This window comes from Bradyrhizobium sp. SZCCHNR3119 (assembly GCF_032487775.1).
Lineage (GTDB): Bacteria > Pseudomonadota > Alphaproteobacteria > Rhizobiales > Xanthobacteraceae > Bradyrhizobium.
Genome location: NZ_JAUEUV010000001.1, coordinates 3,136,793 through 3,151,640, shown reverse-complemented (window position 1 = coordinate 3,151,640; position 14,848 = coordinate 3,136,793). Strand labels below are relative to the sequence as shown.

Here is a 14,848-nt window from a genome sequence, read left to right as displayed (position 1 = left end):
ACGATGTCCCCATTCGACCTGTTTCCGCTCGGACAGCCCGCTTTCGTCCACAACACCATCGACCGTGCCGCGCATCTGCGCTTCCATGACGACAGGCTGATCGCGCTGGAGCGCAGTCCGTCGGCCCGCGCCTATGTCGTGCATCGCGATTCGATCCTGCTGAAGCGCGATGGCGAAGCCATGCGCGCACGGCTGTCGGTCGACGAGGCGCTGGGGCTCGGGGCCAATCCGGGCACGATCTTCCTCGGCCTGCGCGATGGTGCCGCGCTGTTCGGCATGGGCATATCGCAGGGCGCCGCCGAGGCGCTCTCAGGACGCGACGACGTTGCGATCACCGAACTGCGCGGCTTGGCGATGCAGGGCGGTATCCCGCCGGACCAACTCGCGGGAATCGCGATGGCGAAGTCCATGGTGTCCTGGCATCAGCGCCACGGATTCTGCGCCAATTGCGGCACCCGCACCGCGATGCGCGAGGGCGGCTGGAAGCGCGAATGCCCGAATTGCAAGACCGAGCATTTCCCGCGCACCGATCCGGTCGTCATCTCGCTGGTCGCCCACGGCGACAGATGCCTGCTCGGTCGCCAGCAGCGCTTTCCGTCCGGCATGTATTCCTGCCTCGCCGGCTTCGTCGAGGCTGCCGAGACCATCGAGGACGCGGTGTGCCGCGAGGTGTTCGAAGAATCCGGCATCCGCTGCACCGATGTCACTTATTATATGACCCAGCCCTGGCCTTATCCGTCGTCACTGATGATCGGCTGCCGCGCCAAAGCGCTGAACGAAGATATTGTGGTGGACCGCACCGAGCTTGAGGACGCGCGCTGGTTCAGCCGCGAGGAGGCTCGGCTGATGCTCACGCGCCAGCATCCGGACGGACTGACCGGGCCACATCCTTTCGCCATCGCCCACCATCTGGTCGGCGAATGGCTCAAAGCGGGATAGGCCATCGCCAGCACGATCTCTCCTTCCGACGGCGCGCGAGTGTCAAAAAGACCTGCAAGGCGCTGAAGGCGCTGCGCTTTTCTGGATCGCGCCTTCGCCGATCCCGCCGCGGCAGCGTGCCGCCTTGATTTGGAATGTTTTTCTCTATATGAGGGTTTCAATGACCTCATATGGAACAAAATTCTTCCCATGACCGACATTGCCGCGCAACTCCCGGAATCCAACCGCCGGCTGGACGCCATCGACCGGAAGATCCTGATGGTGCTCCAGGACGATGCCTCGCTGTCGGTTGCCGAGATTGGAGACCGGGTGGGCCTCTCGTCTACCCCCTGTTGGAAACGCATCCAGCGACTGGAAGCCGATGGCGTGATCCTGCGCCGGGTCGCGCTGGTCGACCAGAACAAGATCGGTCTCGGTCTCACCGTGTTCGTCTCGGTCGAGAGCCCCGATCATTCCGACGCCTGGCTGAGGAAATTTGCCGAAGCCGTCAGCTCCATGCCGGAGGTGATGGAATTCTACCGGATGGCCGGCGACGTCGACTACATGCTGCGCGTCGTCGTCGCCGACATGCAGAGCTATGATGTCTTCTACAAGAAGCTGATCGCCTCAGTGCCGCTGAAGAACGTCACCTCGCGCTTTGCGATGGAGAAGATCAAGTCGGTCACCGCGCTGCCGGTGCCGCCGGCCGCGGCGGCCTGAGCAGAGGCTGCGGGAGAACGGTCAGATCTTCTGATTGTACTCACCCACTTCGGGATGGGTGCGCAGCACGGAGTCCATTGCCTCGAACATGTCGCGCATGCGCCGTTCGGACACGGGGCTTTCGACCACGACAACCAGCTCCGGCTTGTTCGATGACGCGCGCACCAGTCCCCAGCTCCCGTCCGCCACCGTCACACGCACGCCGTTGACAGTGACGAGATCGCGGATCGGCTGTCCTGCCACCTGGCCGCCCTGCTTCTGCAGCGCTTCGAAATGCTTCACGACCGCATCGACGACGCCGTACTTGGCCTCGTCGGCGCAATGCGGGGACATCGTCGGGGAGGACCAGGTCTTGGGCAGCGCGTCCTTCAGATCGGACATCGACTTGCCCGGCGCGCGGTCGAGCATCTCACAGATCGCAATCGCCGAGACCAGGCCATCGTCATAGCCGCGGCCGAACGGCTTGTTGAAGAAGAAATGGCCCGACTTCTCGAAACCGGCGAGCGCGTTAAGTTCGTTGGTGCGGCGCTTCATGTAGGAATGGCCGGTCTTCCAATAGACGGTCTTGGCGCCCTGCGCCTGCAGCACCGGATCGGTGATGAAGAGACCGGTCGATTTCACGTCGACCACGAACTGCGCATCCTTGTGGATCGCCGACATGTCGCGCGCCAGCATCACGCCGACCTTGTCGGCGAAGATTTCCTCGCCGGTATTGTCGACCACACCGCAGCGGTCACCGTCACCGTCAAAGCCGAGGCCGACATCGGCCTTGTGCGCGAGCACCGCATCGCGGATCGCGTGCAGCATCTCCATGTCTTCGGGATTCGGATTGTATTTCGGAAATGTATAATCGAGCTCGGTATCGAGCGGAATGACCTCGCAGCCGATCGCTTCCAGCACCTGAGGTGCAAAGGCGCCCGCGGTGCCGTTGCCGCAGGCCGCCACCACCTTCAGCTTCCGCTTCAGCTTCGGACGATTGGTGAGATCGGCGATATAGCGCGCCGGGAAATTCTCGTGGAACTGATAGGAGCCCCCGCTCCTGTTACCGAATGCTGCGTTCAGCACGATCTCTTTCAGCCGGCCCATCTCGTCGGGCCCGAAGGTCAGCGGACGATTGGCGCCCATCTTGACGCCGGTCCAACCATTGTCGTTGTGCGAGGCGGTCACCATGGCGACGCAGGGAACATCGAGGTCGAACTGCGCGAAATAGGCCATCGGCGTCACCGCAAGTCCGATGTCGTGCACCTTGCACCCGGACGCCATCAGCCCCGAGATCAGCGCGTATTTGATCGAGGCGGAATAGCCGCGGAAATCGTGGCCGGTCACGATCTCCTGTTTCACACCCATTTCGGCAATCAGCGCGCCGAGCCCCATGCCCAGTGCCTGAACGCCCATCAGGTTGATTTCCTTGTTGAACAGCCAGCGCGCGTCGTACTCGCGAAAGCCGGTCGGCTTCACCATCGGCTCGGATTCAAAGGCGTAGGTATTGGGAAACAGGACGGCTTTGGGCTTGGGAAACATGCGAATGAGACCTCGAGAAAATACTCAACTTCCGAGCAGCCTTAGCGAAATCGGCGGGTAATCGAAAGGCCGAGGGCTGAATTTCTTGGCACGAGGCGACCTCAGTGCTGGGGTGGCGAATGCAGACCATCTAACTCCATCTGGACCGCAAGTCGCAGGGACGGAAGAGATTTGCACACTGTTTCCCAGACGAATCGGGCTGCGACGTCTTCGTAGTTGTGCCGATAGACGTTGCCTGCCGCAGCCATCTGCTTCCAGGCAATCGCCGGATGCCTCGCCTTCAGCTCATCGGGTAACCGGCGCGACGCCTCGGAGATGATCTCGAGGCAGCGCGTCACCGCATAAATAGTACGAATGTCGCTTTCGAAGGCAGTCCGATCGAAGCCTCGGAGCAACGAGGTTGCCAAATCGATGTGATGCAGGATGTCCTGAAGAGTTCCGCCGACTTTATCAGAAGGCATAGATGGCATCCGCCGTCGCCGTCGGTCGGACATAAGGCTTGAGTGCGCTGCGATTCACGACGTCAACCGGGCGATCGAAGAGTGCCGCAATATACTCCTTCAGTTCGACATAGTCGAAGACGGTCAAGGATACATCAGGATCGATCTCGACCATGATGTCGATGTCGCTGTCATCAGTGGCTTGCGCGCGCGCCACCGAACCGAACAAGGCCGCATGTTTCACGCCGCGGGCGCGCAAAGCTCGCTCGGATCGCCGTAGGGTTTCGATGGCCTCTGTGCTGTTCATGCGCCCAATATAGCACGGCGCGACCATCTTGGGGAGAGATGCGGCCTGGTGAGCGATCCGCTCCCTATTGCTCCAGCACCATCTCGCCATTGGAATAGGCGAAGCGCCTGAGCCGCGACAGGAACGACAGGCCGAGCAGATTTTCCGATAGCGCCTCATCGGGCAGAACGAGCGCGTCGACATCGCGCACGGTGATCTCGCCGAGCTCCACCATCGGCAGCCGGGTACGCGCGGCTTTCACGGTGCCATTGGCCGTGGTGACGGTCGCATTATACGCGCCGCGGGCCGGACGCAGGCCGAAGCGCGCCGCCGAACTCTCGTTCAGAGCCACCATCGAGGCGCCGGTATCGACCATGAAATTGATGCGCTGGCCATCGATGCGGCCCTCGGCCCGGAAATGCCCCCGCGTATCAGAGGGAATGCTGAGACTGCGCTGGCCGGCCGCGACCGGTTCGACCACGGCGAGCTTGGCCGTTGTGGCGGAGGCAGGCGCGGGCGCCAGGCGATCGGCCAGTTGCGCCATGAAGGTGCCGAGACCGACCAGAACGGCCGCGAAGATCATGATGTTACGCATACGCAACGCTCGACTGATGCTTGGATTGCCTCGCCCCGCAGCCGATCTCACCATCAAAGACGCCGGCGTGCGACCGAAGGCGAAAGGCTGCCGCCGCCATTTTGCCGAAAAGGGTGAGCGAAGCGTTAATAGCGTAGCGGGTTGTCGAGATTTGATTAGGTTCCGCGCGGCTTGGCGCGCCGGGTCGGCTGCGCATTGGCCGGGTCGTCGGGCCAGGGATGGCGCGGGTAGCGCCCGCGCAGATCGGTGCGCACCGCCGCATAGCTGCCGCGCCAGAAACCCGGCAGGTCGCGCGTGACCTGGACTGGCCGCTGCGCTGGCGACAACAGCTCGAGCACCAGCGGCACCTTGCCTTTCGCAATTGACGGATGAACGTTGAGGCCGAACAGTTCCTGCAAGCGCACGGCAATGGTCGGGCCCTGCTCGGCCTCATAATCGATCGCGAGCATGGTCCCGGTCGGTGCCTCGAAGTGCGTCGGCGCCTCGCGATCGAGCCGGGCGCGCAGATCCCACGGCAGCAGCGCCATGATCGCGTCGGAGAGATCACCGGGAGAGATGTCCTTGAGGCCGATCTTGTCGGCCAGCATCGGCACGAGCCATTCCTCTCGCTTGGCCACCAGCCCATCGTCCGAAAGATCGGGCCACGTCTCGCCTTCGGCCTTGCGCAGGAACATCGCGCGGTCGCGCCACTGCTTGGCAGCTTTCGACCACGGCAGCTTGTCGATGCCCACGTCGCAAACGCCGGCGGCAAGGATGCGCGCGGTCTCATCGGATGGCGCGAGCGCGAGGGGCGCTTCGGACAGGGTAATCGCGTGCAGGCTGCGCTTGCGGCGACCGCGCAGCGCCATTGCATTGCGATCGAAGATAATCTCGTCCTTGGTCTCGATCTGGTCGGCGAAATGCCGCTCGATATCCTCGCCAGCGAGCGGGGCGGCCAGCAGGATGCGGCCGCTGGCCGCGGTGCCCGTGAGCTCACCGACAGCAATGTAAGGCGCGCGGGCCAGCGAGGAGGTCTGCTCGACCGCCGCGCCGCGCCCATTGGCGAGCACGAAGCTGCCGTTGCCGCGATTACGCGCCACGCGATCGGGGAAGGCAAAGGCGAGCATGACGCCCACGCTGAGTCCCCCTTCCCCTTCTGCCGGTGCAGAAGAACTCACCTGCGCGGCCCAGCGCCGCGCCATCTCTCGCGCGCTCTGGGCGCGCTGCGAGCGGTCGCGCCGGAACTGGTCGCGGCGCACCTCGAGATCGACGCTGTCGCCGCCGAGCCCGCGCTCCGTGAGGATGGCGGCAGTTTCGGTAGCGTCCTGGGCGGCGCCATAGCGCGCCGAATCCACGATCATGCGGGCAAGCCTGGGCGGCAGCGCCAATGCCCGCAGCCGCTTGCCCTCCTCGGTGATGCGGCCATCGCCATCGAGCGCACCGAGTTCACGGAGCAGCTCGCGCGCCTCTTTCAGCGCGGGCTGAGGCGGCGGATCGAGGAAGCTCAAGCTTGCGGGATCGCTGACGCCCCATTGGGCGCAATCGAGCAGCAGCGAGGAGAGGTCGGCGCTCAGGATTTCCGGCTGGGTGTAAGCGGGGAGCGAGGCCGTCTGCGGTTCGTCCCAGAGCCGGTAGCAGACCCCGGGCTCGGTGCGGCCGGCGCGGCCACGACGCTGGTCGACTGCGGCGCGGGAGGCACGCACGGTTTCAAGCCGCGTCAGACCGATGTCCGGCTCATAACGCGGCACGCGCGCCAGCCCCGAATCGACCACGATGCGGACGCCTTCGATCGTCAGCGAGGTCTCGGCGATCGAGGTCGCCAGCACCACCTTGCGCTGGCCCTTGGGCGCGGGGGAGATCGCACGGTCCTGCACGGCGGCATCGAGCGCACCGAACAGCGGCACGATCTCGGTGGAGGCATCGTGAACGCGCTCGGCGAGCAGCGTCTGCGTGCGCCGAATCTCGGCCGCCCCCGGCAGGAAGGCCAGCACCGAGCCGGACTCGGCGCGCAGGCTCGTTGCGATCGCCTCCGCCATCTGACGCTCGATCGGGACATCGACCTTGCGGCCGAGATAGCGGGTCTCGACCGGAAAAGCGCGACCTTCGCTTTCGACCACCGGCGCGTCGCCAAGCAGCTTGGCGACCCGCGCGCCATCGAGCGTCGCCGACATCACGAGAATACGAAGGTCCTCGCGCAGCCCCTGTTGCGCGTCGCGCGCCAGCGCCAGGCCGAGATCGGCATCCAGCGAGCGCTCGTGGAATTCGTCAAACAGCACCGCGGCGACGCCGTTGAGCTCGGGATCATCCAGGATCTGGCGCGAGAAGATGCCTTCGGTCACGACCTCGATCCGGGTCGCGCGTGACACTTTCGAACCGAACCGGACGCGGTAACCAACGGTATCCCCGGCTCGTTCGCCGAGCGTCTTGGCCATCCGCTCGGCGCTGGCCCGCGCCGCGATCCGGCGCGGCTCCAGGACGATGATCTTCTTATTCTTCGCCCAGGGCGCATCGAGCAGCGCCAGCGGCACCCGGGTGGTCTTGCCGGCGCCGGGCGGCGCCACCAGCACCGCGGAGCTGCTGCGCTCGAGCGTGCGCGACAGCTCGTCGAGCACGGCATCGATGGGCAAAGGCGTGTCGAAGCGGAGGGACAATATCGGAACCCGTCATCGCCCGCGAGGCGGGCGATCCAGTAAACTCAGATCTCGCGGATCACGAAGATCGAGCGTTCTGGATACCCCGCGTGCACGGGGTATGACAATCGGTCCGGATCACGCCCCGCTCACCGAGGGACGACCAACGCTCTCGTAAGTGAAACCGTGAGCCGCCATGTCCTCGGGGCGATACACATTGCGCAGGTCGACCACGACCGGCTGCGCCATCACCTTCTTCAACTGATCCAGGTCCATCGCGCGGTACTGGACCCATTCCGTGACCAGCACGATCGCATCCGCACCCGTGGCGCAGACGTAAGGATCATCGCAATATTCGATTTCGGGCAGTTCCTTCTTGGCCTGCTCGATGCCGACCGGATCATGCGCGCGGACCTTCGCGCCCATGTCCAACAGGCCGGTCACCAGCGGGATCGACGGTGCCTCCCGCATGTCGTCGGTCTCAGGCTTGAAAGTCAGCCCGAGGACGGCGACCGTCTTGCCGCGCAGATTGCCGCCGAGCGCAGCGGCGACCTTGCGCGCCATGGCGCGCTTGCGGTTGTCGTTGACGGCGAGCACGGCCTCGACGATGCGCAGCTGGGTGTCGTAATCCTGCGCGATCTTGATCAGCGCGCGGGTATCCTTCGGGAAGCAGGAGCCGCCGAAGCCAGGACCGGCATGCAGGAATTTCGAGCCGATGCGGTTGTCGAGCCCGATGCCGCGTGCAACCTCCTGCACGTCAGCGCCGACCTTTTCGGCGAGATCCGCGACCTCGTTGATGAAGGTGATCTTGGTGGCGAGAAACGCGTTGGCCGCGTATTTGATCAGCTCCGCGGTGCGCCGCGCCGTGTACATCATCGGCGCCTGGTTCAACGACAGCGGGCGGTAGATGTCGCCCAGCACCTTGCGGCCGCGCTCATCGGAGGTGCCGACCACGATGCGATCGGGCCATTTGAAATCGCGGATCGCCGCACCTTCACGCAAGAACTCCGGATTGGAAGCAACCACCACGTCGGCCGACGGATTGGCCTCGCGAATGATGCGCTCGACCTCGTCGCCGGTGCCCACCGGCACGGTCGACTTGGTCACGACGACGGTAAATCCCTTCAGCGCGGATGCGATCTCGCGTGCGGCGGCATAGACATAGGACAGGTCGGCATGGCCATCGCCGCGGCGCGAGGGGGTGCCGACCGCGATGAACACGGCGTCGGCCTCGCCGACAGGCCCCTTCAGATCAGTAGTGAAATCGAGCCGCTTGGCCTTCACATTGGAAGCCACGAGAGCATCCAGGCCGGGCTCGAAGATCGGGATTTCCCCCCGCTGCAGCGCGGCGATCTTGCCGACATCCTTGTCCACACAGGTGACCTGATGGCCGAAATCCGCAAAGCAGGCGCCGGAAACCAGCCCCACATAGCCCGTGCCGATCATGGCAATTCGCATGAAAACCCGCCCTCGATGGTTAATGCGCCCGCCTCATAGAGCATTTGCGGGCCAAGGGGAATTTAGAAAACGGCATGACATTTGGATGACAATAAGGACTTTGCAACAGCTCTAACCAAAGATGCGCCGGCTCCGCGTCAAAGAGGAACAGCATGACCGCAAACGGCACATCGGCAGCCGCGGGAACCGGGACGCGGATCGACTGGGTCGATTACGCCAAGGGCATCTGCATCGTCATGGTGGTGATGATGCATTCGGTGCTGGGTGTTGAGCTGGCTGCCGGCGATACCGGCTTCATGCACCTCGTGGTCGCCTTTGCAAAACCATTCCGGATGCCGGATTTCTTCCTGATCTCAGGGCTGTTCCTGCCCCTCGTCATCGACCGCGACTGGCGCACCTATCTCGACCGCAAGGTCGTGCACTTCGCTTATTTCTACGTCCTCTGGGTCACGATCCAGTTCGGCTTCAAGGCCCCTGGCTTTGCCGCCGAGACCAGCTGGACTCACGCCGGCTATTTGTATCTGGAATCCTTCATCGAGCCATTCGGCACGCTATGGTTCATCTACCTGCTGCCGATCTTTTTCGTCGTCATCAAGCTGACGCGCCGTATGCCCCCCTCGTTCCTCTGGGGGATCGCCGCAGGCTTGGAGATGGCGCAGATCGCCACGGGCTGGACCGTGATCGACGAGTTCTGTGCCCGGTTCGTCTACATCTATTCCGGCTATCTGTTCGCCGACCAGATGTTTGCCCTGTCGGAGCGCGCACGGGCACGCCCCGCTCTGGCGATCGCGGGATTGATCGGCTGGGCCGCGATCGATGCGACGCTGGTTGCAGTCAGTGCCAGCGAATGGCCGTTGATCTCACTGGGGCTCGGATTTGCTGGCGCCTGTGCCATCATCGTTTGCGGCACCCTGCTGGCGCGTGCCCAACTCCTCAACGGCTTGCGCTTCTGCGGCGAACATTCGATCGTGATCTATCTCGCCTTCTTCCTGCCGATGGCGGCGACACGCAGCGCGCTGCTCAAGACCGGCCTCATTGCCGACATCGGCACGGTGTCGCTGCTGGTCACCGTTGCCGGCGTGGTCGGGGCACTGGTGATCTGGCGCTTGGCCTTGCGGCTGAACGCGGATTTCCTGTTCGAGCGGCCCGATCCATTCTGGATCGCGCCGAGGAGGCCGCGCCCGGCGCTGCAGGCGGCTCAGTAGAGCGCACCGGCTGAGCTTAGGGAACGAGGTACAGCGCACCGCGGCTGCGCCCGTTCTCGAGATCACGATGGGCTTGCGCGGCGTCGGCTAACGCGTAGACCGTGCCCACGCCGACCAATTCACGCTTGGCAAGTGCAGTTAGCACGGCGGCAGCGGCGCGCTGGTAGTCCTCCCGCTCATTCATGAAAGCCATCACGCTCGGCCGCGCCAAGCTCAGGCTGCGCCGTGGCCCTATCTCCTCGACATAGAGCTTCGGGATCGGCCCGGCCGACTGTCCTATGCTGGCAACGACACCGAACGGCCGCACACAGTCGAGCGTCTTCGCCAGCGTGGTCCCGCCGACGCCATCATACGCCACGTCGACACCGCGGCTGTCCGTCAGTCGAGCGACGGCCTGGGCGAAATCGGCGTCGCGACCGACAATGACGTGGTGCGCGCCGGCGGCGCGGGCCAGCTCCGCCTTGGCATCCGATCCAACAGTACCGATCACGCTTGCACCACGTCGGCTGGCCCACCGGGTCAGGATCTGGCCGAGGCCCCCTGCCGCGCTATGCACCAGCACCTTGCTCCCGGCCTGCACGGGATAGACGCGGTTGAGCAGCATGAACGCCGTGATGCCCTTGACGAACACGGACGCCACGCTTTCGTCCGACAGCGCCGGCTGAAGCTTGATCGCGCGCCAAGCCGGCAGATTACGCTCCGACGCATAGGCTCCCACCGGCGCGCCCGCATAGGCGATGCGGTCGCCGACCGCGACGTCGGTCACGTCGGCACCCGCCGCAGTCACGATCCCCACTGCCTCCACGCCCGGAATCTTGCCTGGCAGCGGATAAAGCCCGCTGCGCTGATAAATGTCGATGAAGTTGACGCCAATAGCGGTCTGCCGCAGCCGGATCTCATCAGGCGCGGGCGCGGCCAGCTCGACCCCAGCGAGTTCCAAATTCTCGGCGCCTCCGGGCGCCTTCACGCGAACCACAGTGGCCATGTCGACCTCACATCTGTTTGTGTTTGACGAGACTACTGTGAACGCTGCTGGCGATATGCGAAACTGTCCAAGCTTGCGCCCCTAATGTTCGATTTTGCACATGCTGGACTGGACCGATCTGCGCCATTTCATAACCTTGGCCCGCGAAGGCACGCTCTCGGCGGCCGCCCGCGCGCTCGGCGTCGATCACGTTACGGTGGCCCGCCGCATTGCGGCGCTGGAACGGGCGACTCGGCTGAAGCTGGTCGACCGGCGCGCCCGGCTCTACGTGCTGACCGAGGATGGCCGCCGCCTTGCCACCGCGGCAGCGCCGATGGAGGATGCAGCCTATGCGGTCGAACGCGCCATCAAGGCGACGCGTCCGGGGCTTGTGGGCGAGGTCTCGATCAGCGCGCCGCCCTCGCTCGCCAACGCGATGATCGCGCCAAAGCTGATCGACCTGCGACGCCAACATCCGGGCATCACGATCAAGCTGATCGGCGAGAAGCGGACCGCATCGCTGAACCGCCGCGAGGCTGACGTGGCCTTGAGGCTGTCGCGTCCGGCGGACGCAGCTTTAGTCGCGCGCCGGATCGGATCGTTCGGCTTCAGCCTCTATGGCGCGCCGGGCTATTTGCGCGAAACGCCGCCATCGGCACTCAGCTTCATCGCCTATGACGCCAGCATGGACGAGGCGCCGCAGCAGCAATGGCTGAAATCGATTGCCGGCCAGCGCGCGATCGTCCTCTTGACCAGCGATCTGGAGAACCAGGCGGCCGCCGCACGCGCCGGCATCGGCTTGGCGGCGCTGCCGCATTTTCTCGGCGATCCCGATCCGCAACTGGTGCGTTATGATTCCGGGCGCAGCGAGGTCAGCCGCGAGATCTGGCTCGTGGTCCACCGCGACCTCAGCCGCGCGCCGCTGGTCCGGGCGGTCATGCAGTTCCTGGTGAACTGCGTGAAGCCGGGACGGCCGGAGAAAAATCCGGTGCGCACGCCGCTTTGAATGGCTGTCAATCGGGACGAAAAATTCCTAAATTGGCCGCATGCCCAAAGCCCCCCAGAAAGCCGACGCCACCACGCCCGATACCCCTGCGCCGACCGCCAAGCCGGCGGCGGCTGCCAGAGGCGCCCAAAAGGGCGACCATGTGTTCCTGGTCGACGGCTCGTCCTACATCTTCCGCGCCTACCACGCGCTGCCGCCGCTCAACCGCAAGTCCGACGGACTGCAGGTCAACGCCGTGCTCGGCTTCTGCAATATGCTGTGGAAGCTGCTCCGCGACATGCCCGAGGACAACCGGCCAACCCACCTCGCCATCATCTTCGACAAGTCGGAGGTCACCTTCCGCAACCATATCTATCCCGAGTACAAGGCCCACCGGCCGCCCGCGCCCGACGACCTGATCCCGCAATTCGCGCTGATCCGCGAGGCGGTGCGCGCCTTCGACCTGCCCTGCCTGGAGCAAAGCGGCTTCGAAGCCGACGACCTGATCGCGACCTATGCCCGCATCGCCTGCGAGCGCGGCGCGACCACCACCATCGTCTCCTCCGACAAGGACCTGATGCAGCTCGTCACCGACTGCGTGACGATGTACGACACCATGAAGGACCGCCGCATCGGCATTGCCGAGGTGATCGAGAAGTTCGGCGTGCCTCCGGAGAAGGTGGTGGAGGTGCAGGCGCTGGCCGGCGATTCCACCGACAACGTGCCGGGCGTGCCCGGTATCGGCGTCAAGACCGCCGCACAGCTGATCACCGAATATGGCGACCTGGAAGGACTGCTGACGCGCGCCGGCGAGATCAAGCAACCGAAGCGGCGCGAGGCGCTGATCGAGAATGCCGAGAAAGCGCGGATTTCACGCCAGCTCGTGTTGCTCGACGATCACGTCCAGCTCGAGGTGCCGCTTGACGAGCTCGCGGTGCACGAACCCGATCCGCGCAAGCTGGTCTCGTTCCTGAAGGCGATGGAGTTCTCCACGCTCACGCGCCGGGTCGCGGACTATTCCCAGATCGATCCGGCGGATGTTGCCGCGGACGAGCATTTGAAGAGCGGCGGGACCACTGCTGCTTCCGTTCCCTCCCCCCTTGTGGGGGAGGAGCAGGCAGGGGCGTCGCACGCAAATGGTGCCTCGGGTTTATCCCCCTCCCCAGCCCTCAAGGGAGGAGGGAGCCCTCAGAGCAAGCGGGGCGATCCCCGCACCGACAAGAGCGCCAGCAGCAAGGGCACGCCGGTCGCGCTGGTCGCCGCACGTGCGGAGGCCGCGAAGGCGGCGCGGATCGACCGGGCGACATACCAGACCATCCGCAGCCGCGATGAGCTCGACGCCTGGCTCGCACGCATCCATGATGTCGGTCATGTCGCCGTTGAAGCCAAGGCCAGCTCGATCGATCCGATGCAGGCAGAGTTCTGCGGCATCGCGCTCGCCCGCTCCGTCAACGACGCCTGCTACATCCCGCTCGCGCATCGCCAGCCCGGCGACGGCGGCGGACTGTTCGATGCCGGCCTCGCGCCGGACCAGATCAAGGAGCGCGACGCCCTGGACGCGCTGAAGCCGATCCTGGAATCCCCGGGCCTTCTCAAGGTCGGCTTCAACATCAAGTTCGCCGCGGTGATGCTGGCGCAGGCCGGCATCACCTTGAGAAATTATGACGACGTGCAGCTGATGTCCTACGCGCTCGATGCCGGGCGCGGCTCGCACAAGCTCGACTCGCTTTCTGAACACATCCTCGGCCATGCCATCATCAGCCATGGCGAATTGATCGGCAGCGGCAAGAACAAGCTCAGCTTCGAGCAGGTGCCGATCGACCGCGCCACCGCCTATTCGGCTGAGGATGCCGACGTGATCTTGAGGGTGTGGCGTGTGCTCAAGCCCCGCCTGGTGGCCGAACGCATGACCGCCGTCTATGAGACCCTGGAGCGGCCGCTGGTCTCGGTGCTGGCCCGCATGGAGCGCCGCGGCATTTCGATCGATCGCCAGGTGCTGTCGCGGCTCTCGGGCGATTTCGCCCAGACTGCCGCAAGGGTCGAGGCCGAGCTGCAGGAGTTGGCCGGCGAGCCGATCAATGTCGGCAGCCCCAAGCAGATCGGCGACATCCTGTTCGGCAAGATGGGCATCCCCGGCGGCACCAAGACCAAGACCGGCGCCTGGTCGACCTCCGCGTCGATCCTCGACGATCTGGCCGAACAGGGCAACGATTTCGCCAAGAAGATCCTGGAATGGCGCCAGGTCTCCAAGCTGAAATCGACCTACACCGACGCGCTGCCGACTTACGTCCACCCGCAGACCCATCGCGTGCACACCACCTACGCGCTGGCCGCGACCACCACGGGCCGGCTGTCGTCCAACGAGCCGAACCTGCAGAACATTCCGGTGCGCACCGAGGACGGTCGCAAGATCCGCCGCGCCTTCATCGCGACGCCCGGCCACAAGCTGGTGTCGGCCGACTACTCACAGATCGAGCTCAGGCTGCTCGCCGAGATCGCCGACATTCCAGTGCTGAAACAGGCGTTCAAGGACGGGCTCGATATTCACGCCATGACGGCCTCCGAGATGTTCGGCGTGCCGATCAAGGACATGCCGAGCGAGGTGCGGCGGCGCGCCAAGGCGATCAATTTCGGCATCATCTACGGCATCTCGGCATTCGGTCTCGCCAACCAGCTCGGCATCGCGCGCGAGGAAGCCTCGGCCTACATCAAGCGCTACTTCGAGCGCTTCCCCGGCATCCGCGACTACATGGATGCGACCAAGGAATTCTGCCGCAAGAACGGCTATGTCACCACACTGTTCGGCCGCAAGTGCCACTACCCGGAGATCAAGGCCTCCAACGCCTCGGTGCGCGCCTTCAACGAGCGCGCGGCGATCAACGCACGGCTCCAGGGTACGGCGGCCGACATCATCCGCCGCGCCATGACGCGGGTGGAAGAGGCGCTGGCGCAGAAGAAGCTCTCGGCGCAGATGCTGCTGCAGGTGCATGACGAACTGATCTTCGAGGTGCCGAATGAGGAGGTCGAGGCGACGCTTCCGGTGGTTCAGCACGTGATGCAGGACGCGCCGTTCCCGGCCGTGCTGCTGTCGGTGCCGCTCCACGTCGACGCTCGCGCCGCCGACAATTGGGACGAGGCGCATTGAGC

Annotated in this window: 12 protein-coding genes; 5 read left to right on the top strand and 7 right to left on the bottom strand. The window is 64.7% G+C overall.

Going from position 1 to position 14,848, the window contains the following annotated elements; genetic code table 11:
• The first annotated feature begins 3 nt into the window (after positions 1–3).
• Positions 4–939, top strand: coding sequence for an NAD(+) diphosphatase (gene nudC / locus QX034_RS14645; protein WP_316174062.1), 936 nt, complete (start codon positions 4–6; stop codon positions 937–939).
• Between the two features lie 189 nt (positions 940–1,128).
• Positions 1,129–1,638, top strand: a complete 510-nt coding sequence (locus QX034_RS14640) for an Lrp/AsnC family transcriptional regulator (protein WP_315701905.1) — start codon at positions 1,129–1,131, stop codon at positions 1,636–1,638.
• Between the two features lie 21 nt (positions 1,639–1,659).
• On the opposite strand, the gene QX034_RS14635 is transcribed toward QX034_RS14640, so the two are convergent.
• The 6 genes from QX034_RS14635 to QX034_RS14610 all read right to left on the bottom strand — a co-directional run bounded on the left by QX034_RS14635 (position 1,660) and on the right by QX034_RS14610 (position 8,547).
• Positions 1,660–3,159, bottom strand: a complete 1,500-nt coding sequence (locus QX034_RS14635; RefSeq protein WP_315701906.1) for a phosphomannomutase/phosphoglucomutase — start codon at positions 3,157–3,159, stop codon at positions 1,660–1,662.
• 101 nt (positions 3,160–3,260) lie between these two features.
• Entirely contained in the window at positions 3,261–3,620 is a 360-nt protein-coding gene (locus tag QX034_RS14630; protein WP_315701907.1) for a DUF86 domain-containing protein, read from the bottom strand.
• The gene (locus tag QX034_RS14625; RefSeq protein WP_315701908.1) at positions 3,610–3,858 is read right to left on the bottom strand and encodes a nucleotidyltransferase family protein; all 249 of its coding nucleotides are present in this window, start codon (positions 3,856–3,858) and stop codon (positions 3,610–3,612) included. Before QX034_RS14625 ends, QX034_RS14630 begins: the two co-directional genes overlap by 11 nt.
• 112 nt (positions 3,859–3,970) lie before the next feature.
• Positions 3,971–4,468, bottom strand: a complete 498-nt coding sequence (locus QX034_RS14620; protein WP_315703114.1) for a TIGR02281 family clan AA aspartic protease — start codon at positions 4,466–4,468, stop codon at positions 3,971–3,973.
• A 167-nt stretch (positions 4,469–4,635) separates the two neighbouring features.
• Positions 4,636–7,110 carry an ATP-dependent helicase HrpB gene (gene hrpB, locus QX034_RS14615; RefSeq protein ID WP_316195512.1) on the bottom strand — a complete coding sequence of 825 codons (2,475 nt, stop codon included), beginning with the start codon at positions 7,108–7,110 and terminating at the stop codon, positions 4,636–4,638.
• A 117-nt stretch (positions 7,111–7,227) separates the two neighbouring features.
• Positions 7,228–8,547 carry a UDP-glucose/GDP-mannose dehydrogenase family protein gene (locus QX034_RS14610; RefSeq protein ID WP_315701910.1) on the bottom strand — a complete coding sequence of 440 codons (1,320 nt, stop codon included), beginning with the start codon at positions 8,545–8,547 and terminating at the stop codon, positions 7,228–7,230.
• A 152-nt stretch (positions 8,548–8,699) separates the two neighbouring features.
• Between QX034_RS14610 and QX034_RS14605 the strand changes: the two genes are divergently transcribed.
• Positions 8,700–9,752: an acyltransferase family protein gene (locus tag QX034_RS14605; protein WP_316195510.1), complete on the top strand. Its 1,053-nt coding sequence runs from the start codon at positions 8,700–8,702 to the stop codon at positions 9,750–9,752.
• Between the two features lie 16 nt (positions 9,753–9,768).
• On the opposite strand, the gene QX034_RS14600 is transcribed toward QX034_RS14605, so the two are convergent.
• Positions 9,769–10,737, bottom strand: coding sequence for a quinone oxidoreductase (locus QX034_RS14600; protein ID WP_315765558.1), 969 nt, complete (start codon positions 10,735–10,737; stop codon positions 9,769–9,771).
• 100 nt (positions 10,738–10,837) lie between these two features.
• Between QX034_RS14600 and QX034_RS14595 the strand changes: the two genes are divergently transcribed.
• Positions 10,838–11,722, top strand: coding sequence for a LysR family transcriptional regulator (locus QX034_RS14595; protein ID WP_316195508.1), 885 nt, complete (start codon positions 10,838–10,840; stop codon positions 11,720–11,722).
• Positions 11,723–11,762: 40 nt separating this feature from the next.
• Complete coding sequence (gene polA, locus QX034_RS14590; protein ID WP_316190690.1) at positions 11,763–14,846, top strand: DNA polymerase I; 3,084 nt, start codon at positions 11,763–11,765, stop codon at positions 14,844–14,846.
• Positions 14,847–14,848 lie beyond the last annotated feature (2 nt).